General features: G+C 47.5%; 27 protein-coding genes. 1 reads left to right on the top strand and 26 read right to left on the bottom strand.

The window, feature by feature from the left end; all coding sequences use genetic code 11:
* Positions 1 to 25: 25 nt before the first annotated feature.
* From lysA to NYE42_RS12100, 24 genes are all read right to left on the bottom strand, one after another.
* A complete protein-coding gene (lysA, locus tag NYE42_RS11985; RefSeq protein ID WP_352426485.1) occupies positions 26 to 1,345 on the bottom strand; it encodes a diaminopimelate decarboxylase in 1,320 nt (439 codons plus the stop codon).
* 124 nt (positions 1,346 to 1,469) lie between these two features.
* Positions 1,470 to 2,951: a spore germination protein gene (locus NYE42_RS11990; RefSeq protein ID WP_007409417.1), complete on the bottom strand. Its 1,482-nt coding sequence runs from the start codon at positions 2,949 to 2,951 to the stop codon at positions 1,470 to 1,472.
* Complete coding sequence (locus NYE42_RS11995; protein WP_025284950.1) at positions 2,905 to 3,513, bottom strand: stage V sporulation protein AE; 609 nt, start codon at positions 3,511 to 3,513, stop codon at positions 2,905 to 2,907. Before NYE42_RS11995 ends, NYE42_RS11990 begins: the two co-directional genes overlap by 47 nt.
* A gap of 3 nt (positions 3,514 to 3,516) precedes the next feature.
* Positions 3,517 to 3,867 (bottom strand): stage V sporulation protein AE, encoded by a 351-nt coding sequence (spoVAE, locus tag NYE42_RS12000; RefSeq protein WP_007409415.1) that lies wholly within the window; start codon positions 3,865 to 3,867, stop codon positions 3,517 to 3,519.
* Positions 3,868 to 4,884, bottom strand: a complete 1,017-nt coding sequence (spoVAD, locus tag NYE42_RS12005; RefSeq protein WP_015240132.1) for a stage V sporulation protein AD — start codon at positions 4,882 to 4,884, stop codon at positions 3,868 to 3,870.
* 11 nt (positions 4,885 to 4,895) lie between these two features.
* On the bottom strand, positions 4,896 to 5,348 hold the full coding sequence (spoVAC, locus tag NYE42_RS12010) for a stage V sporulation protein AC (protein WP_003153353.1): 453 nt from the start codon (positions 5,346 to 5,348) through the stop codon (positions 4,896 to 4,898).
* Positions 5,349 to 5,360: 12 nt separating this feature from the next.
* Positions 5,361 to 5,786, bottom strand: a complete 426-nt coding sequence (locus tag NYE42_RS12015) for a stage V sporulation protein AB (protein WP_014418289.1) — start codon at positions 5,784 to 5,786, stop codon at positions 5,361 to 5,363.
* A complete protein-coding gene (locus NYE42_RS12020; RefSeq protein ID WP_007409412.1) occupies positions 5,776 to 6,396 on the bottom strand; it encodes a stage V sporulation protein AA in 621 nt (206 codons plus the stop codon). The genes NYE42_RS12015 and NYE42_RS12020 overlap by 11 nt, the downstream gene beginning before the upstream one ends.
* Positions 6,397 to 6,522: 126 nt before the next feature.
* The gene (sigF, locus tag NYE42_RS12025; protein WP_003153348.1) at positions 6,523 to 7,290 is read right to left on the bottom strand and encodes an RNA polymerase sporulation sigma factor SigF; all 768 of its coding nucleotides are present in this window, start codon (positions 7,288 to 7,290) and stop codon (positions 6,523 to 6,525) included.
* A gap of 11 nt (positions 7,291 to 7,301) precedes the next feature.
* Entirely contained in the window at positions 7,302 to 7,742 is a 441-nt protein-coding gene (spoIIAB, locus tag NYE42_RS12030) for an anti-sigma F factor (protein WP_003153347.1), read from the bottom strand.
* A complete protein-coding gene (gene spoIIAA / locus NYE42_RS12035; RefSeq protein ID WP_007409411.1) occupies positions 7,739 to 8,092 on the bottom strand; it encodes an anti-sigma F factor antagonist in 354 nt (117 codons plus the stop codon). Before spoIIAA ends, spoIIAB begins: the two co-directional genes overlap by 4 nt.
* Before the next feature lie 95 nt (positions 8,093 to 8,187).
* Complete coding sequence (locus tag NYE42_RS12040; protein ID WP_007409410.1) at positions 8,188 to 9,357, bottom strand: D-alanyl-D-alanine carboxypeptidase family protein; 1,170 nt, start codon at positions 9,355 to 9,357, stop codon at positions 8,188 to 8,190.
* Positions 9,358 to 9,494: 137 nt separating this feature from the next.
* Positions 9,495 to 10,313 carry a purine-nucleoside phosphorylase gene (locus NYE42_RS12045; RefSeq protein ID WP_007409407.1) on the bottom strand — a complete coding sequence of 273 codons (819 nt, stop codon included), beginning with the start codon at positions 10,311 to 10,313 and terminating at the stop codon, positions 9,495 to 9,497.
* 12 nt (positions 10,314 to 10,325) lie between these two features.
* The gene (deoB, locus tag NYE42_RS12050) at positions 10,326 to 11,510 is read right to left on the bottom strand and encodes a phosphopentomutase (protein ID WP_015417748.1); all 1,185 of its coding nucleotides are present in this window, start codon (positions 11,508 to 11,510) and stop codon (positions 10,326 to 10,328) included.
* 166 nt (positions 11,511 to 11,676) lie between these two features.
* Entirely contained in the window at positions 11,677 to 12,567 is an 891-nt protein-coding gene (xerD, locus tag NYE42_RS12055) for a site-specific tyrosine recombinase XerD (protein WP_007612347.1), read from the bottom strand.
* 7 nt (positions 12,568 to 12,574) lie between these two features.
* Positions 12,575 to 12,802, bottom strand: coding sequence for a YqzK family protein (locus tag NYE42_RS12060; protein ID WP_003153331.1), 228 nt, complete (start codon positions 12,800 to 12,802; stop codon positions 12,575 to 12,577).
* 115 nt (positions 12,803 to 12,917) lie between these two features.
* Positions 12,918 to 13,367, bottom strand: coding sequence for a ferric iron uptake transcriptional regulator (fur, locus tag NYE42_RS12065; RefSeq protein ID WP_003153330.1), 450 nt, complete (start codon positions 13,365 to 13,367; stop codon positions 12,918 to 12,920).
* A 112-nt stretch (positions 13,368 to 13,479) separates the two neighbouring features.
* A complete protein-coding gene (gene spoIIM / locus NYE42_RS12070) occupies positions 13,480 to 14,124 on the bottom strand; it encodes a stage II sporulation protein M (protein ID WP_003153328.1) in 645 nt (214 codons plus the stop codon).
* Between the two features lie 33 nt (positions 14,125 to 14,157).
* Positions 14,158 to 14,427, bottom strand: a complete 270-nt coding sequence (locus NYE42_RS12075; protein WP_032862885.1) for a hypothetical protein — start codon at positions 14,425 to 14,427, stop codon at positions 14,158 to 14,160.
* A gap of 56 nt (positions 14,428 to 14,483) precedes the next feature.
* On the bottom strand, positions 14,484 to 14,774 hold the full coding sequence (locus tag NYE42_RS12080; protein WP_003153325.1) for a hypothetical protein: 291 nt from the start codon (positions 14,772 to 14,774) through the stop codon (positions 14,484 to 14,486).
* A gap of 112 nt (positions 14,775 to 14,886) precedes the next feature.
* Complete coding sequence (locus tag NYE42_RS12085) at positions 14,887 to 16,200, bottom strand: NAD-dependent malic enzyme (protein ID WP_007409402.1); 1,314 nt, start codon at positions 16,198 to 16,200, stop codon at positions 14,887 to 14,889.
* 12 nt (positions 16,201 to 16,212) lie between these two features.
* Positions 16,213 to 17,619 carry a Na+/H+ antiporter NhaC gene (gene nhaC / locus NYE42_RS12090; RefSeq protein WP_020956027.1) on the bottom strand — a complete coding sequence of 469 codons (1,407 nt, stop codon included), beginning with the start codon at positions 17,617 to 17,619 and terminating at the stop codon, positions 16,213 to 16,215.
* A gap of 141 nt (positions 17,620 to 17,760) precedes the next feature.
* Complete coding sequence (aspA, locus tag NYE42_RS12095) at positions 17,761 to 19,188, bottom strand: aspartate ammonia-lyase (protein WP_003153322.1); 1,428 nt, start codon at positions 19,186 to 19,188, stop codon at positions 17,761 to 17,763.
* 37 nt (positions 19,189 to 19,225) lie between these two features.
* Positions 19,226 to 20,215 (bottom strand): type I asparaginase, encoded by a 990-nt coding sequence (locus NYE42_RS12100; RefSeq protein ID WP_003153321.1) that lies wholly within the window; start codon positions 20,213 to 20,215, stop codon positions 19,226 to 19,228.
* 176 nt (positions 20,216 to 20,391) lie between these two features.
* Here NYE42_RS12100 and NYE42_RS12105 point away from each other — a divergent pair, with 176 nt between their 5' ends.
* Entirely contained in the window at positions 20,392 to 20,745 is a 354-nt protein-coding gene (locus NYE42_RS12105; RefSeq protein ID WP_007409399.1) for a helix-turn-helix transcriptional regulator, read from the top strand.
* Positions 20,746 to 20,755: 10 nt separating this feature from the next.
* On the opposite strand, the gene NYE42_RS12110 is transcribed toward NYE42_RS12105, so the two are convergent.
* Both NYE42_RS12110 and NYE42_RS12115 read right to left on the bottom strand, forming a co-directional pair.
* The gene (locus tag NYE42_RS12110; protein ID WP_042635319.1) at positions 20,756 to 21,919 is read right to left on the bottom strand and encodes a TIGR00375 family protein; all 1,164 of its coding nucleotides are present in this window, start codon (positions 21,917 to 21,919) and stop codon (positions 20,756 to 20,758) included.
* The gene (locus NYE42_RS12115; RefSeq protein WP_038464042.1) at positions 21,919 to 22,473 is read right to left on the bottom strand and encodes an NUDIX hydrolase; all 555 of its coding nucleotides are present in this window, start codon (positions 22,471 to 22,473) and stop codon (positions 21,919 to 21,921) included. The genes NYE42_RS12110 and NYE42_RS12115 overlap by 1 nt, the downstream gene beginning before the upstream one ends.
* Between the last annotated feature and the right edge of the window lie 78 nt (positions 22,474 to 22,551).

The raw sequence follows: 22,551 nt of genomic DNA on the forward strand, positions 1-22,551 counted from the left end.
GCCATTGTTCCGGTCTCTTTTTTATTTATTGTTTGACCCCCGTCTTAAACGGCAGATCCAGTTTTACAATGTCTTCATAAGTTTCCCTTTTAATGACAAGATGCGCTTCGCCGTCTTCCACAAAAACGACGGCGGGACGCGGAATGCGGTTGTAGTTGTTAGCCATGCTGTATCCGTATGCTCCCGTGCAGAAAACGGCGAGAAGATCGCCTTCTTTCACTTCCGGAAGATCTATATCCCAAATGAGCATATCACCGCTTTCACAGCACTTACCCGCGATGGATACCGTTTTATCGTGGTGTTCTCCGATTCTGTTTGCCGATACGGCTTCATATTTCGCCTGATACAGGGCAGGACGGATATTATCGCTCATGCCCCCGTCAACCGCTGCATATTTACGGGTGCCGGGCACTTCTTTTTGCGAACCGATGGTATAAAGCGTCGTTCCGGCGTCTCCGACGAGCGAGCGTCCCGGTTCAATCCAGATCTCCGGAATGTCAAAAGCGTGCAGCGCTGCGTTTTCTTTTACCGCTTCGATAATTTTTTCCACATAAACGGCGGGATGAAGGGGTTCATCCTCCTCCGTGTAGCGGATGCCAAAGCCGCCCCCTAAATTCAGCACTTCAGAGACAAAGCCGAATGATTCTCTCCATTCATTCAGTTTTGTGAAGATTTTTTCTGCGGCCAGCACAAAGCCCGCCGTATCAAAAATTTGCGATCCGATGTGGCAGTGAACGCCGAGAAGGCGGATATGGTCTGACTGTAATACTTGTTCAATCGCCTTTTCTATTTGCCCGTTATGCAGATCAAAACCGAATTTGGAATCTTCCTGTCCCGTCGTAATATAATCATGCGTATGCGCCTCTACCCCCGGAGTGATCCGCAGAAGCACATCCATTGTGCGCCCTGATTTGCGGCACAGTTCCGCGAGTAAGGATATTTCATAAAAATTATCAACGACAATGCAGCCGATTTGATGATCGAGCGCCATTTTCAACTCTTCTTCGCTTTTGTTATTGCCGTGAAAATGAATCCTGTCAGCCGGAAAACCAGCCGCAACCGCCGTAAACAGCTCTCCGCCGGATACAACGTCCAATGAGAGCCCCTCCTGCTCAGCGAGCTGTATCATCGCAACGGAAGAAAACGCCTTGCTCGCGTACGCGACCTGCGCCTTTAAATCCGCGTCAATGAATGCCTGTTTAAAGCTTTTAGCGCGCTCACGTATTAAAGCCACATCGTAAACATAAAGAGGCGTGCCGTAATGCTCCGCTAAATACAGCGCGTCCACACCTCCGATTTCCAAATGACCTAGTTTGTTTTGTCTGCTTGTGCCATGTAAGAACAATGCTCATTCCCTCTTTCTGATCCGCATATGGGTGAAAAGGACAGCTTCTTTTGAGCTGTCCTTATACAAGTCCCGTATAAGTTAAGACATACAATATCATAATCTTCTGTCGGTTTCAATGCGATTATGAACCGCTTGGCTGTCTTTGACGGTCTTTCGGGTGAACAATGCTCGGTCTGACTTTCGCTCCCGGCACTGTCGTCCGGACGAGCACCTGCCACAGCGCCTTGCCGTTAAACGGTAAAAACGGCCATAAATACGGCGTGTGAAACGAGCGGATATTCGCCATTATGATCAGCAGCAATGTAAAGCCTATCACAAAGCCTTTTACTTGGAAAATGGCCACGAGCACCATTAAGATGAGGCGTATCATTTTATTGGCGAGGCTGAGCTCATAGCTCGGCGTGGTAAATGATCCGATGGCGGCGATCGATACGTACAGAATCACTTCTGCTGAAAACAGCCCCACCGCTATGGCGATTTGACCGATCAGCACCGCCGCAATCAGACCCATGGCGGTGGATAAAGCGGTCGGCGTATGGATCGCGGCCATCCTGAGAAACTCAATCCCCAAATCGGCCAAAAAGATTTGCAGAATGATCGGGATGTGCGTATTTTTATTTAAACCGATAAAATCCAATCTTTCAGGCAGAAGAGACGGTTCGAGAACAAAGAGGAACCAAATCGGAAGCAGAACGGTTGAAGCGATAATACCGAAAAACCTGATCCATCTTAAAAATGTGCCCACTGAAGGCGCCTGCCTGTATTCTTCCGCATGCTGAACATGGTGAAATATTGTTGTCGGCGTTATGATCACGCTCGGTGACGTATCGACGACGATGATGACGTGCCCTTCCAAAATGTGATTGGCGGCCACATCCGGCCGCTCCGTGTATCTGACCATCGGAAACGGATTGTAGCCTTGTTTGACGATGAATTCCTCCACCGTTTTATCAGCCATCGTCAGTCCGTCAATGTCAATCGCATTCACTTCGTTTTCGACGATGCTGACAAGGTCCGGGTCCGCGATGTCCTCTATATACACAATCGCAAGATCGGTCTTAGAGCGCTCGCCGACTTTCGTAATTTTGACGCGGAGCCTTTCGTCCCTGATTCGTCTTCTGATCAATGCTGTATTAATGACGATATTTTCGATAAAACCGTCTCTTGCCCCGCGGACGACCTTTTCCGTATCCGGTTCTTCAGGTGTGCGTCCGGGATAACTTCTGACGTCAACGATAAAGGCGAAGCCCGCGTCTTCAACGATAACCGCCACAAGTCCGGAAAGCACTTGATCCGTTGCTTCGTCGAGCGTTTTGACTTTTTGGACCTGCTGATTGACAAGCCTGTTTTCAACAACGTCAATCGCTTCATCCGCATTCTCGTCATAATTATTGACGTCGACGAGCTGTTCCATTAAATGAATGATAAACAAAGTATCGGTTAATCCGTTGACAAAGTAAATCTGGACTTCCCGGTCTAATACTCGAACTTTGCGGACGCCGACATCATAGCTCGTTCCCATACCGACGCGGTCTTTAAAAAATTGTTCATTTTTTCTAGGATCCCGGTACACCTTGATCATGTTTTCCGGTTTTTCCGGCATGGCTTTCGCTCCTTTCTAAAATGAATTCGACCGCCTTCATCGTGATCGGCGAGCCTTTGGATATGTCATCTTTTCTCCCCATCTTTCCAATGTCGCCGATGCCCACAATGAGGGGAACGTCCAATTTATCCAGACAATACACCGTATCTCCGTTCATTCTGTGCTCGTCCATTTCTCTCATTCCGGTTTTATCGACGCCAAACTCCGTCACTTCTCCATCACGGTCAATGGAGACATCGACTTTCGTCCATTCAGCCTGATGGGTCTTAGAAGCGACCGCAATCACCCCCAGCACTTCAATGTCCTGATGTGAGGCGACATATTTCAGCGCCGTTTCGCCCGGCCCTTCCCCTTGCAGGCCTGAATCGTCAAACATGACAAACACCGGGTCATTCGGCGCGGCTTTAATCAGCTGAACAAGTTCGGGGCCGCTTCTCGTTGACGGATTGCCTTTTGATTGGGAAATACACCGTCCGCCTGCTTTTTCCGCGGCATATTCAATTGTTTTGGCGGCGTACACGTCCCCGTCTGTCACAAGAATGACCTTCCGTTTCGTCATCAGGCATTATCCTTTCGGTTTAAAAATAACGGCTACAAGAAATGCGAATAAAATCGCTGAAGATATACCGGCGGAAGTAAGTTCAAAAATCCCCATGGCGATCCCGATAAATCCATGCTCGTGAGCTTGATGCATGGCGCCGTGCAATAAGCTGTGACCGAAGCTGACGATGGGAACCGTTGCGCCCGCGCCCGCGAATTCGATAAATTTGTCATAAATTCCGAACCCATCTAACAAGGCGCCGATGACGACAAAAGTTGTCATCACATGGGCGGGTGTCAGTTTAAAAATGTCAAGCAGCAGCTGACCGATAATGCATATGATTCCCCCGCAAACAAAAGCCAACAGATATTCCATTTATGATGCACCTCCCGCCCGCTCAAATACCACACCGTGCGCGATGGTCGGAATGGTTTCCTTCTGCTGGATCATTGTCGGACTCAAAAGCGCTCCTGTCGCGACAACGAGTACCCTGTTTAGAGTCCCCGCTTTTAATTGGTTAAAAATATGTGTGTACGTAACAAGCGCGGAGCAGGCGCAGCCGCTTCCGCCCGCAAACACCTGCTGGTCCGGCGTATAGATGAGAAGACCGCAGTCATCGTGTTTCGTTCCCACGGGATAGCCTTCTTCTTTGAGCAAATCTTTTACGATCGGCGAGCCGACGCCTGAAAGGTCTCCCGTTAAAATCAGATCATAATCATCCGCCGTGCGGTTTAAGTCCTGCAGGTGCTGTTTGATTGTGTCGGCGGCAGCGGGCGCCATGGCGGATCCCATATCGAACGGATCTGTTATTCCGAGGTCGCTTACTTTTCCCACTGTTGCGCTTGTAATCTTGATATCAGAAGGGTTTTGACTGATGATGACCGCCCCGCCCCCCGTGACCGTTGAAGTGGCGGTATCCGGTTTTTGCCCGCCGTACTCCGTCGGATTGCGGAATTGCCGTTCTGCCGTCGCGTTATGGCTGCTCGTGGCTGCGATCGCCCGGTTCGCAAAACCGCCGTCAATGAGCGCGGATGCGACGGCAATCGTTTCCATTGATGTCGAACAGGCGCCGAACAGACAGAGGAACGGAATTTTCAGATGTCTGGCGACGTAGTTGGCGGTCACATTTTGATTTAAAAGATCCCCCGCGAGTAACAAATCAATATCGCTCTTTTTCAAATTCTGTTTTTGCAAAGCGGAGTTGATGGCATCTTCCATTAACTGACGTTCCGCCATTTCCCAGTTTTTCTGATTGCAATGCATTTCATCGTATGTCTTATCAAACAGCGAACCGAGCGGGCCGTCTTTTTCTTTCGGTCCGGCTGCCGTCCCCGCCGCATTTACAAATAACGGGTTTTCAAACACCCAGGTTTGCTTTCCGGTCAATTTCATTTTTTCTCCTCCTACGAAAACAGTTTTTCACAAGCAAACCGTATCAGGCCTACGATATAGGCTGCCACCACGCCGAATACAATGACGTTTCCCGCCAATTTAAACATGTTTGTCGCTACTCCGAGTACAAGTCCTTCACTTCTGTGTTCGAGAGCGGCGCTTGTCATACTGTTTGCAAAACCCGTCACCGGCACGGCTGAACCCGCTCCGGCAAACTGCCCGAGTCTGTCATAAATGCCGAATCCGGTCAAAAGGGCGGAAATTAAAATAAGAGTGGCGGCCGTCGGGTTGCCTGCTGTTTTTTCATTAAAATTAAAAAAGTGGATGTAAAAGTCTTGAAGAGCCTGCCCGATCAGACAGATCAAACCGCCGATTAGAAAGGCTTTGACGCAATTCCAAACATATGGCGGTTTCGGCTGATAGTCTTTCACTTTTGTTTTGTAATTTTCTTTTAAGTTTGTCATGTCGGTTCCTCCTTATGAATGATGGATAAAATACAGCCAATGAAATAAAGAGCCGGCTATTTTGCCGAACACAATGGCCATCAGCAATATGATGATTTTGCTGCCGAAGCCGATCCGTTTGGCAAGAATGGGAAGCACATTCAGCACTTCTGTAAGCGCGGCGGCCAGCATGCCGACAAACATGCCGGCCAAAAGCCCGACCGGAACGGCCAGCCATTCAGATAAAAAAAAATGATTCATATTTAAGGTTTCCCAGCCGCCGAACACAGCTCCTGAAATAACAGCTCCTTCGTAAGCCTGTACAAAGCGCATTGTTTTTGTCAGCTGCATAAGGCGGGGGACGATTCCCATAACGGTTAAAAAAGCCACAAAGCCCGCACCCACGGTCAGCCCTCCGCCAAGCCCGACAAACATAACGAAAAGAATGCTAACGATCATGCAGATCTTTCATCGTCTCTTCATTTTCGTGCATTGCGACATAATGATCGAGATCAAGCTGATAATTAAACATCTCTACTTCCAGCGGGCTTGGCTCTTCATTCAGGCGTTTTTTGAAGATGTGATTAAAAAAGACGATCATACCGAGACCGAGGCCGATGCTGTATGGAATCTGAAGCAGATACGGATATTCATTCCGTTCGCCCGTTATGATTTCATATAAGGCGATATGAACTTCTCTCATACTGACATCTTCATGAAAATTCATAATGGCAAGACATGAACCGATAAAAAGCAGGAGCCAGACACCGACGAACAAAACGGCTGACAGCTGCTTTTTTTGGTAATGGATTTCCACTATCGTTTCAGCGCCGCCGACGGTCTGTACATCAAGAGCGGGAAAAGCGGTATGAATGGTTTTCAGCACTTTTATGATGTCCAGCACGACGATATTTTTATCTTTTTTCGTGACCTTATACAGCGGCAGTGCCGACAGTTTTTTTTTCAGCTTTTGCTGTCCCGCAATCTGCGCGGCGTCGCCGATTGTGATGATATCTCCGGTATGAGCCTTCACGCGGTGGCGAAGTCTGAGAAATATTCGTCTTTCCATCTTGCATCACCATCTTTCGGGTGGTTATATATGTAGTATGCGGTTCACTTTTGTTCTCATTCATCAGCGGCAAAAGACCATAAATTACCACCGATGCACAAATAAAAAAAGCCGGCCCGTAAAAGGTCAGCTTTCCGTATGATCCATCTGCACTTTAATCTGCTTTAATATTTTTTTCTCCAGCCTCGATACCTGGACTTGGGAAATCCCGAGCCGTTCGGCTACTTCCGACTGTGTCTGATCTTTATAATATCTCAGATAGACAATGAGTTTTTCCCGTTCTTCCAAATCACTGATCGCTTCCTTGAGGGCGATTTTGTCAAACCACTTCTCTTCTGAATGATCGGCGATCTGATCAAGCAGGGTGATCGGGTCTCCGTCATTTTCATACACGGTCTCATGAATGGATGAAGGCGCCCGCACCGCTTCCTGCGCAAGCACCACATCCTCCGCGTCAATTTCTAAATGGTCCGCGATTTCCTGGACGGTCGGCACTCTTCCGTATGTTTTTGACAGTTCATCTTTCGCCCGGCGTATTTTATTGCCGAGCTCTTTTAAAGATCTTGAAACTTTGACGGTTCCGTCATCGCGGATGAAGCGCTGGATTTCTCCGATAATCATCGGCACGGCATAAGTTGAAAAACGGACATCATAGGACAAATCGAATTTATCAACGGATTTTAACAATCCGATACAGCCGATCTGAAACAGATCATCCGGCTCATACCCTCTGTTTAAGAACCTTTGAACGACGGACCACACAAGACGCATGTTTTTTTCTATGAGGAGGTCTCTTGCCTGCTGGTCGCCCTCTTGGCTCTTTTTGATTAATTCTTTGACTTCATGGTCCTTGAGCTGCGCGTTTTTGCTGTTTTTCTTAACCTCCACATCCATAACAAATCTCCTTAATTACAAAGCGCTTTGCTTTTTGATAGGTGTTTTGTTAAGCGTATCGTCGTTCCCATCTCCGGCGAGGAATCAATCGTGACATCATCCATGAAGTTCTCCATAATGGTAAAGCCCATTCCGGAGCGCTCAAGCTCGGGTTTTGTCGTAAAGAGCGGCTGGCGCGCTTCCTCAAGATCCGTGATCCCGAGGCCTTCGTCACGTATGGTCAGATAGACGACATGATCCTCCAGCGTAACGGAGATGTACACCTTTCCGTCGCAGTTTTCTTCATAGCCGTGGATGATCGCGTTTGTTACCGCTTCTGATACGACGGTCTTGATTTCCGTCAGCTCATCCATCGTCGGGTCGAGCTGTGCGATAAAAGAAGCAACTGTTACGCGCGCAAACGATTCGTTCTGACTGAGGGCTGAAAATTCAAGATGCATCTCGTTTTTCATGATGCCACCCCCAACGTTAAAAGCGCTTTTTGTTCTGATTGTTCGAACCTGATGATTTTAAACAGGCCGGACATGTCAAACAGACGTCTCACTGCTGGTGAAATCGCGCACACGACCATTTCTCCGCCGAGCTGTTTAATTTGTTTATAACGCCCTAAAATCACACCGAGGCCGGAGCTGTCCATGAAGGTAAGATCTTCAAGGTTCAGCACAATGTGACGGATGCCGTCAGCCTCCAGCGATTCAGTAACCTTTTGTTTTAATGATTCTGCCGTATGATGGTCGAGTTCACCTGTTAATCGAATACAAAGCACGGATTCTTTGACATGAAAGTCAATTCCAAGGCTCATGCTCATTCCTCCTTGATATGATCGGATAATGAGTGTTTCGATTTTCGGGAAAGCAATTCCTTCACTATGACAAAACTAGTGCCCGTTCGCCACGATTATTTAAATTTAGTCCAATCTCCCATCGTCCGCTTCAGAAAAGTGAGAAAACCCGCTTTTTCCATGTCGTCTTTTGCCGTGACCGGGCTTTCAACGAGCACCTTTCCGTCTTTTTTCAGAACGAGGCTGCCGAGCACCTCTCCTTTTTTAACCGGAGCCGTTACATTGCCGTTGATTTTCACTTCTTTTTTTACTTTGTCCATGTTCTCTCCCTTTTTTGCCAGAAGAGAAATCGGCTCAGATGTGGTCAGCTTGATCAGTTTCTGTTTTCCTTTTTTCACTTTTACCGTTCCGACGATTTGATCCCGTTTGTACAGCGGGTGTGTTTTGAACTGGCTGAAGGCGTAATCAAGCATTTTGGTCACTTGGGCATTTCTTTCTTTCGGAGTGCTGGCTCCGAAAACAACAGCAATGACCCTCATATTTCCTTTTTTAGCGGTGGCGGTTAAACAATACTTCGCTTCGCCTGTAAAGCCCGTCTTCACGCCGTCTACACCCGGATAAAATTTGATCAGCCGGTTTGTATTGACGAGCCAGAACTTTTTGTCTGTATTTTCTCTTAAATAATCCTCATACGTTCCCGTAAATTGAGTGATTTTATCATACTTTAATAATTCCTTCGCCATTTTCGCCATGTCATAAGCAGAGCTGTAATGGTCTTTTTCAGGCAGTCCCGTCGGGTTTTTGAAGGAGGTATCTTTCAATCCCAATTCTTTTGCTTTTTTGTTCATCCGGCTGACGAAATCCTCTTCTGAACCGGCAATATACTCCGCCATTGCGACGGATGCGTCATTTCCGGAAGCTATCGCAATTCCTTTGAGCATTTCTTTTACCGTCATTTCTTCTCCGGGTTCAAGGAAAATCTGTGATCCGCCCATGGACGCGGCATGTTCACTCGTCCTGACTTTATCGCTCATCTTTATTTTCCCTTTGTCAAGCGCTTCCATGATTAAAAGCATGGTCATAATTTTTGTCATGCTTGCCGGCGCCAGACGCTCCCGGCTGTTCTTGTTATAAAGAATGCTTCCCGTATCGCGTTCAATCAGCACGGCGCTTTTGGCTTCATGAGCGAGCTCCGATGTATGTTTTCCGTCCGGCTTTGCAAAAGCGGACGGTGCTGATGCCGTTAATAAAATGCCAATCAACAAAGTGGATATAAGACGTTTCATCTCCAAAGCCCTCCATTTCATAATCCTTTTTATTTTTTCCAAATCCGGTGGTTTTATACGCCTCATCTGGAAAATGTTTCGTGTTGAGGGCACAAAAAAAACAGCTGCTTCCGAAGAAACAGCTGACTGATGCTGACTTATTTTTGAGATCGTGCGACTACGGCTTTTACAAGCTTCAAAAAACCGCCTTTTACTTTTTCCGTCATTTCCATTACTTCTTCATGGGATAACGGCTGGTCAAGAATACCTGCCGCCGCGTTGGAAATGCATGAGATGCCGAGCACGCGCATCCCCGCGTGGTTGGCGACGATGACTTCCGGCACGGTCGACATGCCGACAGCGTCAGAACCCATCGTTCTTAAAAACCGAACCTCAGCAGGCGTTTCGTAAGACGGCCCCGTAACAGCTGTATACACCCCTTTTTGGACAGGAATGCCCAGCTCATCGGCCGTTTTTTCAGCCAAGCCTGACAGCTCTTTGTCATAGGCTTCTGACATGTCCGGGAATCTCGGTCCGAATTCAGCTTCGTTCGGCCCGATTAACGGGTTGGTGCCCGTAAAGTTGATGTGGTCTGTAATAATCATCAGATCGCCGGCCCGGAATTCAGTGTTGATACCGCCGGCTGCGTTCGTCACGACGAGAGATTCAACGCCGAGCGCCTTCATCACGCGGACGGGAAATGTGACCTGATCCATTGAGTAGCCTTCATAGTAATGAAAGCGGCCCTGCATCGCGATGACCTGCACACCTTCAAGCGTTCCCATCACAAGCTGGCCGGCATGGCCTTCTACCGTTGAGACCGGAAAATCAGGGATCGTTTCATATGTAAGCTTGACAGCTCCTTCAATTTCATCGGCCAATACGCCGAGCCCTGACCCTAAAATCAGACCGATCTTTGGTGTTTCTTTCACGTGTTCTTTAATAAATGCAGCAGCACGTTCGATCTTTTGTTTCAAAAAAAGTCCCCCCTACTGTAATCTTGATAAAAAGCTTTTTCCGTATTCCGGCTTTTCCGTTTTGAAATTATCCGCAATGGTTGCGCCGATATCGGCAAATGTATCCGCAAGCGGCAGCTGTTCAGTGTGTTTGTGCTTTTTGCTGTACACAAGAAGCGGCACATACTCCCGCGTGTGATCCGTGCCGTGATGGACAGGATCATTGCCGTGATCCGCAGTGATGATAAGCAGATCGTCTTCTTTCATTTTCTCAAACACTTCCGGAAGCCTTGCGTCGAATTCCTCGAGCGCTTTTCCGTACCCTTCCGGATCGCGGCGGTGTCCGTACAGCGCGTCAAAATCAACGAGATTGGCAAAGCTCAGGCCCGTAAACTCTTCACCGAGCGTTTCAATCACTTTGTCCATGCCGTCCATATTAGATACCGTGCGGCGGGAAGATGTAATGCCTTCTCCGTCATAAATATCAGAAATTTTGCCGATGGAAATGACGTCTAATCCGCTGTCTTTCATTCCGTTCATTACGGTGCGGCCGAACGGTTTGAGCGCATAATCATGACGGTTCGGCGTGCGTTTGAAGCTGCCCGGTTCTCCGACGAACGGTCTTGCGATAATCCGGCCGACCATGTACTTCGGATCAAGCGTCAGTTCTCTGGCCGTTTCACAGATGCTGTACAGTTCGTCCAGCGGAACGACATCTTCGTGAGCCGCAATCTGCAGTACGGAATCTGCTGATGTATAAACGATCAGCGCACCCGTTTCCATATGTTCTTTTCCGAGCTCGTCCAGAATCGCCGTGCCTGAAGCCGGCTTATTTCCGATGATTTTCCGTCCTGAACGCCGCTCAAGTTCCTGAAGAAGTTCATCCGGAAATCCTTCCGGGAACACTTTAAACGGTTTTTCAATGTAGAGGCCCATAATCTCCCAGTGCCCCGTCATCGTATCTTTCCCGTTTGACGCCTCCTGCATTTTTCCGTAGTACGCAAGAGGGTGCTCCGTTTTTTCCACGCCCTTAATGTCTCCGATCAGTCCGAGACCGAGCTGCGCCATATGGGGCATATGTAAGCCGTTCATGTGCTCTGCGATGTGTCCGAGCGTATTTGCGCCTATATCATTAAAATCGGCGGCGTCCGGCGCTTCACCGATTCCGACAGAATCCATTACGATCAAAAATACCCGGTTATATTTGTATTCAGACATCATAAAAACCTCCTTTTCTTCCATCTGTCCATTGTAGCTTACAGAGGTCAGACAACTCAAGTATAAACCGTTTACATTCTTGTTGACAATGCCGATTCAAATAATTAGAACCTTCTCTGTATTCCGCCAATGGCAAAAAAAGCCGCGGCCCCTCTGGCAGCGGCTCCTAAGCGCGCGGATGATACTGTTTGTACACGTCCTTCAGCCTTGTTTTCGTCACATGCGTATAAATTTGCGTCGTGGAAATATCGGCATGTCCGAGCATCTCCTGCACGGCGCGCAGATCCGCCCCGTTTTCGAGCAGGTGCGTTGCAAAGGAGTGCCGGAGCGTGTGCGGTGTCAGCTCTTTTTTAATCCCCGCTTCAAGTGCGATTTTTTTCAGGTTTTTCCAGAATCCCTGACGGCTGATCTGCCTGCCGTGATGATTCAGAAAAAGCGCTTCGGTTACGTTTTTCTTTAATAATTTCCCTCTAGCTTTTTCGATATATGCTTCGATCGCATGGGAGGCGGCTTCACCGATCGGCACAATCCGCTCTTTCCGCCCTTTTCCGAAGCAGCGGACGAATCCCATCGTCAAATGGACGTCGGATAATTTCAGCTCGATCATCTCGCTGACCCTGATGCCGGTTGCGTACAGCAGTTCAAGCATGGCTTTATCCCTGAGGCCGAACGGACTGTCAAGCTTAGGCGTGTCCAATAACCGCTCAACTTCGTGAAGCGCCAATACTTTCGGAAGCGTCCGCTCTGTTTTTTGTGTTTCAATATGTACCGAAGGATCTTTATCCGCGGCTTTTTCCCTTAACAGAAATTGATGAAAAGACCGGATCGACGCTAAATGCCTCGCAGACGTCTTGCCGGATTTCCCGGAGTCCTTTATATGCTTTAAATATTGAATAATATGAAGACGGGTCACATCATTCCATGAAGTGATCTGAAGGCTTTCAGTTAAGAAGAGAGAATAACTTTTCAGATCACGCTCATAGGACATCATCGTATTTTGGGACAGCCCTCTTTCAACCCTCACATAATGGATGAAATCCTTAATTTGATCCTTCACTCTTGATCTACTCCCCGTTTTGGTAAAAAAAGATCAATCGGCCGAACCAGCCGTCTTTCTCCTCATGTTCCGTTTTGGCCACTTTGACGGCGGAGCCTTCCGGTTTATCGTACCGATGATAGTTTTCATACTCTGAATTCACCCATATCATAGCATAATAGAACAGCGCGGTAAAACCTGTGAACAGAATAAACACTTTGATCGTATCCGCGGCTGTTTTTAAGAATCTGCCCATCTTTCGATCGACCCTTTCTTTTGGCGGCTGTTAGTACACCTTATGCCAATTTCAAAGGCTTTTATACATAAAAACAGCAAAAAACCCTTTCCTGGCAGAAAAGGTTCGTAGGCTTTTACTCTGTTTCATCCCCGCGGCAGCGGTGGCAGATTCCGTGAAAAGTCAATCTATGATCTTTAATTTTAAATTTCCAATCACGTTCAATCACTTCTTCAACGTCTTCAAGCAGATCTTCTTCAATTTCATCGACGGCTCCGCACTCCATGCACACCAAATGGTGATGAAAGTGAGCCGCGCCTTCTTTGCGAAGGTCGTAGCGGGATACGCCGTCCCCGAAGTTAATTTTATCAACGACTTTTAATTCTGTTAATAATTCTAATGTACGGTATACTGTAGCGAGACCAATTTCAGGAGATTTCTCTTTTACGAGGAGGTATACATCTTCTGCGCTTAAATGGTCTTCTTCGTTTTCAAGCAGCACTCTTACCGTTGCTTCCCGCTGTGGCGTAAGCTTGTAGCTTGACGAGTGCAGCTGCTTTTTAATTCGATCAATACGGTTTTCCATGTCTTTCCCTCCTACGCCGCATTCCATGACTCATTATAACAAAATACGCGCAGAGTTCCAACTATAATTATTATAAACTGATAAATAAAAGTATTATTTTGTGATAATCATTCTAAAATATGCGTGATGACAGCTTTTCCATAAACAGCGGAGACACGTACGCCTCGAGCAGCGAAGCGATGACCGAGAAGAAAACGATGAGAATCAGCACGAAGGCGTAGCGTCCGAACCATTGGATCGGCGCGTCATGAAGGCTGCGTTTGACAAACAGCTGCCGGATCAGTTTCAGTGAAAAAGCGATAGAGCATGTCCCCATGATAAGATACGCCGGAATGAGAACGACGTTTTGCGGCAGAACCGAAATAAATGACAGGAAAAACCCGTTCATCCCCATTTGATTCACTAAAAAACCGACCGTGAAGCCGACGACGATTCCTTTTAAAAACACCATAATGAAAATAACCGGAAGACCGATCACGGAAATACCGAGGATCCACATCAGCCCCAAATATTTTACATCATGAAAGACGGCCTGCCAAAACATTTCTGAAGCGCCGGCATGTTTTCCGTCAGACAGCTGTCCGAAAAACTTGCTTAAATAGTAATACAAATCTTCTTTCTGCGTGATGGTCATGCTGTTGACGATGATCGCCCCGAAAATGACTCCCATCAAAAACAAGACGAACACAAATATATAAAGTGACAGATGATCCTTTACATGGCGAAAAAACAGTTCTTTGTACGATTGTTTTCTCATACCGCTTTCCTCCCGCTAATCTATTGACTTGATTTAGTAGATTGTATGAAAGAAAAGAGAAAACATGACAGAGAAATCATAGAAAGGCGCGAGATTCGGGCATAAAAAAAGAACCCCGTCATCACTCCGGTGATCATAGGGGTTCCTTTTTTTATGCTTTATTCTTTCAAGCCTGTCTTTTTTGGTTTTCGTCACTCTTTCATGGGTGCTGAAAGACGGCGCCGTCCCCCTTGACAGGACTGCGTCACGCATTCCGTTTCTTTTGAGATGCTCCCGCATTTTTTTCGTTTTGCTCTTCGCCATGTGCCAATCGCTCCTTTTTCCCTTTTCTTTATCATAACAAAAAAATCCAGATGTGTTCATGAATACGGCTCATGTTTCGACCGGTAAGCGCGCAGAGACGTTTTGGCAGATGAATAGCTCCCCATTGCGGCGTATCCGTAAAAAAACCCCATGAAAATCCCCGCATACACGTGTTCATGATGACCGAAAACGATAGACACAACATTTCCGGCAGCAAGGGCAATCGTGGGAACGAATATGCCCGGAACCCGGCAGAACACTTTGATCAGCTGTGTGACGCATAAGACGACCGGCACGCCGATCACAGCATCCCAAATATTTGTATGGATCAGCGGAAAATAATCCACATCGACACCTCTTTATTCCGTCTTTTGCTATCTGTTAGCCTGCCTAAGAATTCCGCTTCCTATTCATGATAAAAAAACAGCACCGGCACATGTCCGGTACTGTAAGAGTTGTTTATTTTCCTGCCGCAGCCCGTTCTACGGCTGCTGATACGGCTTGATGCACGTCCGCATCCAAAGGCTGAGGCACGAGATCGCCGTGTTTCGTGCAAGAGGCGATGGCTTCTGCGGCCGCCACAAGCATTTCATGGTCGATTTTCTTGCTTTTGGCGTTCAGCGCGCCGCGGAAAATCCCCGGGAAGCCGAGAACATTATTGACCGAACGGCCGTCAGCTGCATAAGCGGCTCCGGCTTGTAATGCCTCTTCCGGTTCAATCTCCGGTTTCGGATTAGATAAAGCCAGAATGACGTGTCCTTTTCTGACATCCTCTTTTTTAATGAGACCCGGAACTCCTGTGGTGCTGATCACAATGTCACACGTGTCCATTAATTCTTTGATGCTTCCAAGCGGCTGACCTCCGTACTGAGCGAGGCGGTTCATTGCGTCTTCTGACTTGTCCGTTCCGCAGACCGCTTTGACTCCGTATGCCATAAACATGCGGCAGATGGCGACGCCTGCCGCGCCGAGACCGATCTGACCGACCTTCGCTTCTTTTAAATCAAGACCGGCGCTTTTACAAGCGGAAATGGCGGCGGCGAGCGTGACGACCGCCGTGCCGTGCTGGTCATCGTGCATAACCGGAATGTCCAGTTCTTCTTTCAGGCGGTCTTCAATGTCAAAGCAGTGGGGCGAACCGATATCTTCAAGCAGAATTCCGCTGAACCCCGGAGAAATATGTTTTACCGTGCGAATGATTTCTTCCGGATCAGAGGTATCGAGCAAAATCGGAATTCCGCTGATACCCGCCAGCTGGTCAAAAAGCGCGGCTTTCCCTTCCATTACGGGCATTCCGGCGACAGAGCCGATATTGCCGAGGCCGAGAATCGCCGTTCCGTCGGTGACAATGGCGACAGAATTGCTGATTGTCGTATAGATGGACGCTTTTTCAGGCTCGTTTTCAATCAGTCGGCACACATCGGCGACACCCGGCGTATAAACACGGCCAAGCTCAGCCAATGTCCGGATCGGCATTTTGCTTTTCATCTGAATTTTGCCGCCTTCATGAGCAGAGAGCACTTCATCTGAGACTGTATGAAGCCGGATGCCTTCACCGAGAGCTTCAATGGCTTGAATGATTTCCTGCAGCTGCTCTTCATTTTCGGCCTGCACCGTGATGTTGCGCATTGTGTAGTTCGGGCCGACTTTAACGGTTTCAACTTCCCCGATATCTCCGCCCATCACTCCGATGGCGGTTGCCACTTTTCCGAGATTTCCGGGAACAGTCGGCGTTTCAATCATTAACGTCCGAATCATATGCTTTGTAATCATGAAATGAACCTCCTAACCCAATTTTTGAGATTGCAAGGATTTTTCTTTCGTGTACCAAATGAATTTCCCCGTGTACCCGTACAATATTGCCAGTCCGATAGATACAAAACTGAGCCACATGAACGGCAGATAAGAAAATGTGGATACGCCGAGAATGCCGGCCATATAGATGCCGTTATCAGACCACGGCACCATCCCTGAAGTAAGCGTGCCGCCCACCTCTGCGTTCCGGGATAAAACTCTTCTGTCAAGTTTCAGTTTATCATAACTGTTCTCCATGATTTTCGGCGTCAGGATCAATGACACGTACATCGCACAGCCGAAAATGTTTCCTAAAAGGGCGACGATCAATGTCGAAAGCGTCACATTTCCCGGTGTGGTCAGCTTTTTCTCAAAAGTTGAGACAATCACTTTTAATACGCCGAGCTTCTCGAGAATTCCTCCAAAACCGAGACCGAACAGGATAACGACTAACGTATCCAGCATACCGGTAATGCCTCCGCGGTTTAACAGGCCGTTTAAAAATTCGACGTCCGTTTTAATAGAAAAACCATTATAAGCAGTCGCGATGGCACTGGCAAAATTCATTCCCTGAAAGACGGAAGCCCAGATTGCGCCAAGCAAAGCACCGATGATAATAACGGGCATAGACGGCTTTTTCAAAATCAGAAGGACAACGACGACAACAGCCGGAATGAGCATCCATATATGAATGTCAAATGTTTTCTGCAATGAAGATTTTAAAAATTCCACTTTGTCGAGATCAATATTTTTTCCGCCGTATATAAATCCCGTTACGGTAAACAGAATGGCCGTAATAATATAGGACGGAATTGACAGATACATCATCGCTCTGACGTGTGACAGCACATCCACCTTAGAAAGCGTGGAGGCAAGCACCGTACTGTCAGACAGCGGCGAAAGCTTGTCTCCGAAGTAAGCCCCGGACAAAACGGCTCCCGCTACGATCGGAAGCGGTATACCCATTCCCTCTCCGATGGCAATCATGGCGATCCCTGCGGTTCCCACGGTTCCCCACGACGTTCCGGTCGCAACGGACATAACGGAACAAATAACCAGTGTAGCCAGAAGGAAAATATGAGGATTAATAAACTCTAAACCATAATAAATTAACGTCGGCACAACGCCGCCGGCAATCCATGTCCCGATGAGCGCACCGACCGAAACGAGAATCAATACCGCTTCAAGACCGTTTGATATCCCGGTGACAATCGAAGCCTGCAAGTCTTTATATGAATATCCCAGCCTGACTCCGAGAATAATAGCGAAAAACCAGGATATTAATAGAGCTAGCTGGATCGGCAGGTCTAAAAACACTGTGAACGATAAGACAAGTGCTAAAAACCCGAATAATAAGATAATAATTTCCAATAAATTTGGCAATCTGACCTCTTTCACAAGAAAATCCCCCTAGAAGAAAAAAGCTAAAACGCTTTCATCAAATGATATAACAAATTATACTATACTGCCTCATCCCTTTGTATGGCAACCGCCTATTCACTAAAAAACGTGAAAAGGCGGCTGTTGTTGCTTTAAAATTTATTTTTCTAATAGATCTTTTCCGGCAATCCCCGGTTTTGTCATTTCATACGGATTCAAAATGATATCCAATTCTTCTTCTGTCAGTACATCATTTTGAAGGCAAAGATCTCTTACAGATTGCCCCGTCATGATTGCTTCACGGGCAATTCGCGCAGCCGCTTCATACCCAAGGTGCGGATTGACCGCTGTAATGACGCCGACGCTTTTTTCCACGTATTGCTTCAGACGTTTTTCGTTGGCTTCAATTCCCGCCAGACAATGATCGGTAAATGAACGGAACCCGTTATTCATGATGCTGATGGATTGAAGCAGGTTAAATACGAGTACCGGCTCCATTACGTTAAGCTCCAGCTGGCCCGCTTCTGAAGCGAGGCAGATCGTATTGTCATTCCCGATGACCTGGAAGGCGATTTGGTTGATCAGCTCTGCCATTACAGGGTTGACTTTCCCAGGCATAATAGATGATCCCGGCTGACGGGCGGGCAATGAAATTTCCGCAAGTCCCGCGCGCGGACCTGAAGCCATTAAGCGCAGATCGTTGGCGATTTTAGACATGTTCATCATGCATACTTTCAACGCGGCTGAAACTTCCGTATACGCATCAGTGTTTTGTGTGGCGTCAACCAAATGGCCGGCGCCGACAAGCGGCAGTCCGCTGATGTCAGCCAGGTGCTTCACAACCTGTTCTATGTAGCGCGGATCGGCGTTAAGTCCCGTACCTACGGCCGTTGCCCCCATGTTTACTTCATACAGATGCTGGCGGGATTGTTTAATTCGCTTTATGTCACGCTCAAGCACGCGGCTGTATGCTTCAAATTCCTGTCCGAGACGGATCGGCACAGCGTCCTGAAGGTGTGTGCGCCCCATTTTAATGACAGAATCAAATTGTTTCGCTTTATCTTTAAAGACACTGAGCATATGCGCCATCGTATCAAGGAGCTTATCCAAAAGTTTCAAGGTTGAAATATGGATTGCCGTCGGGAACACGTCGTTCGTCGATTGTGACATGTTGACGTGTGTGTTCGGGCTGAGGTGAATGTATTCACCTTTTTTATGCCCCATGATTTCAAGAGCCCTGTTGCCGATTACTTCGTTGGCATTCATGTTCATGGACGTTCCGGCTCCCCCTTGGATCGGATCGACGATAAATTGGTCATGCCATTTTCCCTCAAGTATTTCATCTGCGGCCTGTACAATCGCATTTCCGATTCCTTCATACAGCCGTTTTACATCCATGTTGGCAAGCGCCGCCGCTTTTTTGACGATGGCGAGCGCATTAATCATTTCTTCATGGATGCGGTATCCGGTAATCGGAAAGTTTTCTTTCGCGCGCAGCGTTTGTATTCCGTAATACACATCAGCTTCAATTTGTTTTTCTCCGAGGAAATCTTTTTCCTGACGATATTCTTTTTGCGCGTTTGTCATGCTAAAACCCTACTTTCTCTTTGTGGTAGTCATGTTTTTACAGTACAACGTCGTCTGCGATCGGTGTCTCCATAATGTTTTTGACTTCAGCCAAGTTGTGAGACTGGCCGAGCGCCCACATTAATTTCGGCACGATGGCTTCCGTGTTCATATTTCTGGAGCGGATAATGAGATCTTGATTGACTCTTCGGCCGACTTCATAGACGCTCATGTCCTCTCCTTCTTCAAGACATTGTGTCGTAATGACGACGACAATGCCGCTTTCAATCATTTCATTGACTTTGGCGAGAATGTCTCTTCCTTCAAACGGCACGCCGCCGCTGCCGTAGCTTTCAATGACGATTCCTTTGTACATGCCCTTTAATGCGTCAAACATTTCCGGTTTCAGCCCCGGGTGTAGCTTGAGCAGGCACACGTCCGTGCAAAGTGAAGTATTGACCGTAAAAGCATCGTCTTTTGGCATGTGCACTTGTTTGTTGTATTCAATTCCGTTTTCGGTAATAAACGCGATATACGGATAGTTAATGCTCTCAAATGCATCATAGCTTTTCGTTCTTAATTTAATGGCGCGTGTGCCTTGAATGACTCTGCCGTCAAATACGACGTATACGCCGCCCACCCCTTCACATGCGAAGCGGATCGCGTCCGTGATATTTTTTTTGGCATCGGTTTTTTGAAATGTAATCGGGATTTGCGAACCCGTAATGACGATCGGTTTATCAGCATGCTGAAGCATATAAGACAGTGCCGCTGATGTATAAGCCATTGTGTCTGTCCCGTGCGTAATGACGAACCCGTCATATGCGTCATATTTTTCTTTGACAGCATTTGCGATTTCGGCCCAGTATTCAGGCTGCATATTTGTGCTGTCGATGTTCATTAACGAATGGGTTTCCATCGTGTAATCGTTATCAAGTTTTGATACGTAGGTTAACAATTCGTCTGCTTTCACCCCGGGTGCAAGCCCGTTTTCTCCTTCGACTGAGGCGATTGTTCCTCCGGTTGTTAACAGCAATAATTTTTTCATACCCTGCACCTCTTCATCCATTTCTCAAGATGTGTTAAGCATTCGCTTTTCGCATACTTTTAATCAAATTATAGACAGACGAATGAAATTAATCAAGTGATTATTATTCAATTCGCGTACACTTTTGCATATCGATATGATATAATTTGCTCAAGTGAAAAGGAGCGGTTTTGAATATGAATTTAGATCGTTTAACTGAACTGAGAAAAAAGAAAAATTGGTCTCTTCAATATACGGCTGACCGTCTCGGCATCGCCAAAAGCACGTACGCCGGGTATGAATCAGGATACCGGCGTCCGTCATTCGAGGCGCTGGGCACGCTTGCCGATCTGTTTGACACGACGTGCGACGATTTACTCGGGCGCACTGAAAAAAAGGCGGAGCCGTTTGCCCAGACCATCGAATTAACAAACGCCGCACAAGGCCGCGGCACACTGACCGTTGACGGACAGCCGCTGAATCAGGATGAAATCATCGAATTGATTGCGTTTGTCCGCACGAAAAAGAAGGTGCAGGAGGAGCTCCGTTAAAAACCGGCTTTTACGGCTTGATTCTGCCGTACGTCCCTCCGCCCCCGGCCTCAAGGACGAGCTGCCCGGTGCGCGCTTTATGAATGACAGCCGCTATTTTAGGCTGGACGACACGCGCCAATTCCTCTTCTTGCGCCTGATGAAGAATCGCCATCTCCGTCCCGAAGGCCCGCTTCAGTTTTTCTAACGTTTTCGGCCCGACCCCGGGAATGAACTGCAGCGGGATTTGATGAATATACGGCGGCCGCGGCATGCGGCTTTTTTTCGGTCCGCTCAGTTCCTCCAGCCGTTCACTGACCCCTTTTGTCATTGTTTTCCCCCCGCACTCCGGACATGCGGAAGCTCCTTTTTCAACCGGGCTGCCGCAGCGGTCGCAAGCCGTCCGGTAATACTTCCCGAGCTTCGGGTTCAGCCCGTAATTCGCCGTGATTTTTCTTCCGTCCTTCCCTTTTAAAGCCAGCGAAAATTCCGTGAAATTCGCTTCTTTAAGAAGCATTTCATTATATTCTCTGCCGATTTTTCCTAAGGAATGCGCATCAGAATTTGTTAAAAATGTATACGGATCAAGTTCTGTTACCCGCGAAGCCATGTCGGTGTCACAGCTTAATCCGAGTTCCGCCGCGTCAATGAGCGCCGGGTCGAAAACTTCTGTCAAAGAAGATATGACTCCTTTTCCGTACAGGCTTTTATGCGGGGTGAACATATGGGCGGGAATAAACAGCCCGCCCAATTCCTTTGTTTTCCTTTGAAGATTCAAACCGGTTTCATAAATGCGCTGGGAACTGAGATGGATATTTTTAAGCCTTTTTGCAAGCCACTCAGAAAACATCTTCATTTCGGCAAGAGACGGCATAAAGACGAGAACGTGAATCGGCCCGCGGCATGTGTGATCATAGATTTCAAGCTCACTGCCCAACAGAAGCGTCGTATTCCGATACCGGATGCCGCCTTCTTTCAGCTCACGGTATCTGCCTTCATCAATTCCGCGCTCGATTTCTTCTATGACTTCCGGGGAATGGCAGTCGATGATGCCCAATAGTTCAATTCCCTTCCCCTCACTGGCTTCTTCTAAAATCCGGTGCAGCGTCAACGTTTTGGCCCCGGTGATTTTGACCGGTTTTCCCGTATAGGTGCGGCCGATATGAATATGCAGATCCGCATAGATGGTTTTCATCATTTTTCCTTCAGCGCTTCTTTCAGCTGGAGATACTGAATCGCGTACGCCGTTTTTGCGTCATACACCCTGCGGGATTCAATCAGCTTCACGGCCTCTTCAAGCGTGACCTGCATGACTTCGACAAATTCATCCTCATCCAGCTCTCGTTTTTCTTCCAGCAGCGAAAGCCCTTCCGCAAGAAAGAGATGCACGATTTCATCAGCAAACCCGGGTGATGTATAAAAAGCGGTGATTTTCGTCAAGGTTTCCGCCGTATATCCCGTTTCTTCCTCGAGCTCTCTTAACGCCGTATGTTCCGGCTCTTCCCCCTTTTCAAGCTTCCCGGCCGGAATTTCAACGATTGTCCGTTCCAGCGGCTTTCTGAACTGGTTCACCAAAATAATTTTTCCTTCCTCGGTCACCGCAAGTACGGCCACCGCTCCCGGATGTTTGACGATTTCCCGCTTGCTTGTTTTTCCGTTCGGGAGCTCTACATCCTCTAAGTAAAGATCTATGACTTTCCCGTCATACAGCTTTTTTTTCGCAAGTGTTTTTTCTTCTAAATGTTTCATCATGTCATCTCCCGTTCTGTCTCTCTATTATGCCTCATATATTTTATCATACATGCATGAGAGGGAGGTGCTTTTCGA

Source organism: Bacillus sp. FSL K6-2865 (assembly GCF_040311405.1).
Classification (GTDB): Bacteria; Bacillota; Bacilli; order Bacillales; family Bacillaceae; genus Bacillus; species Bacillus velezensis.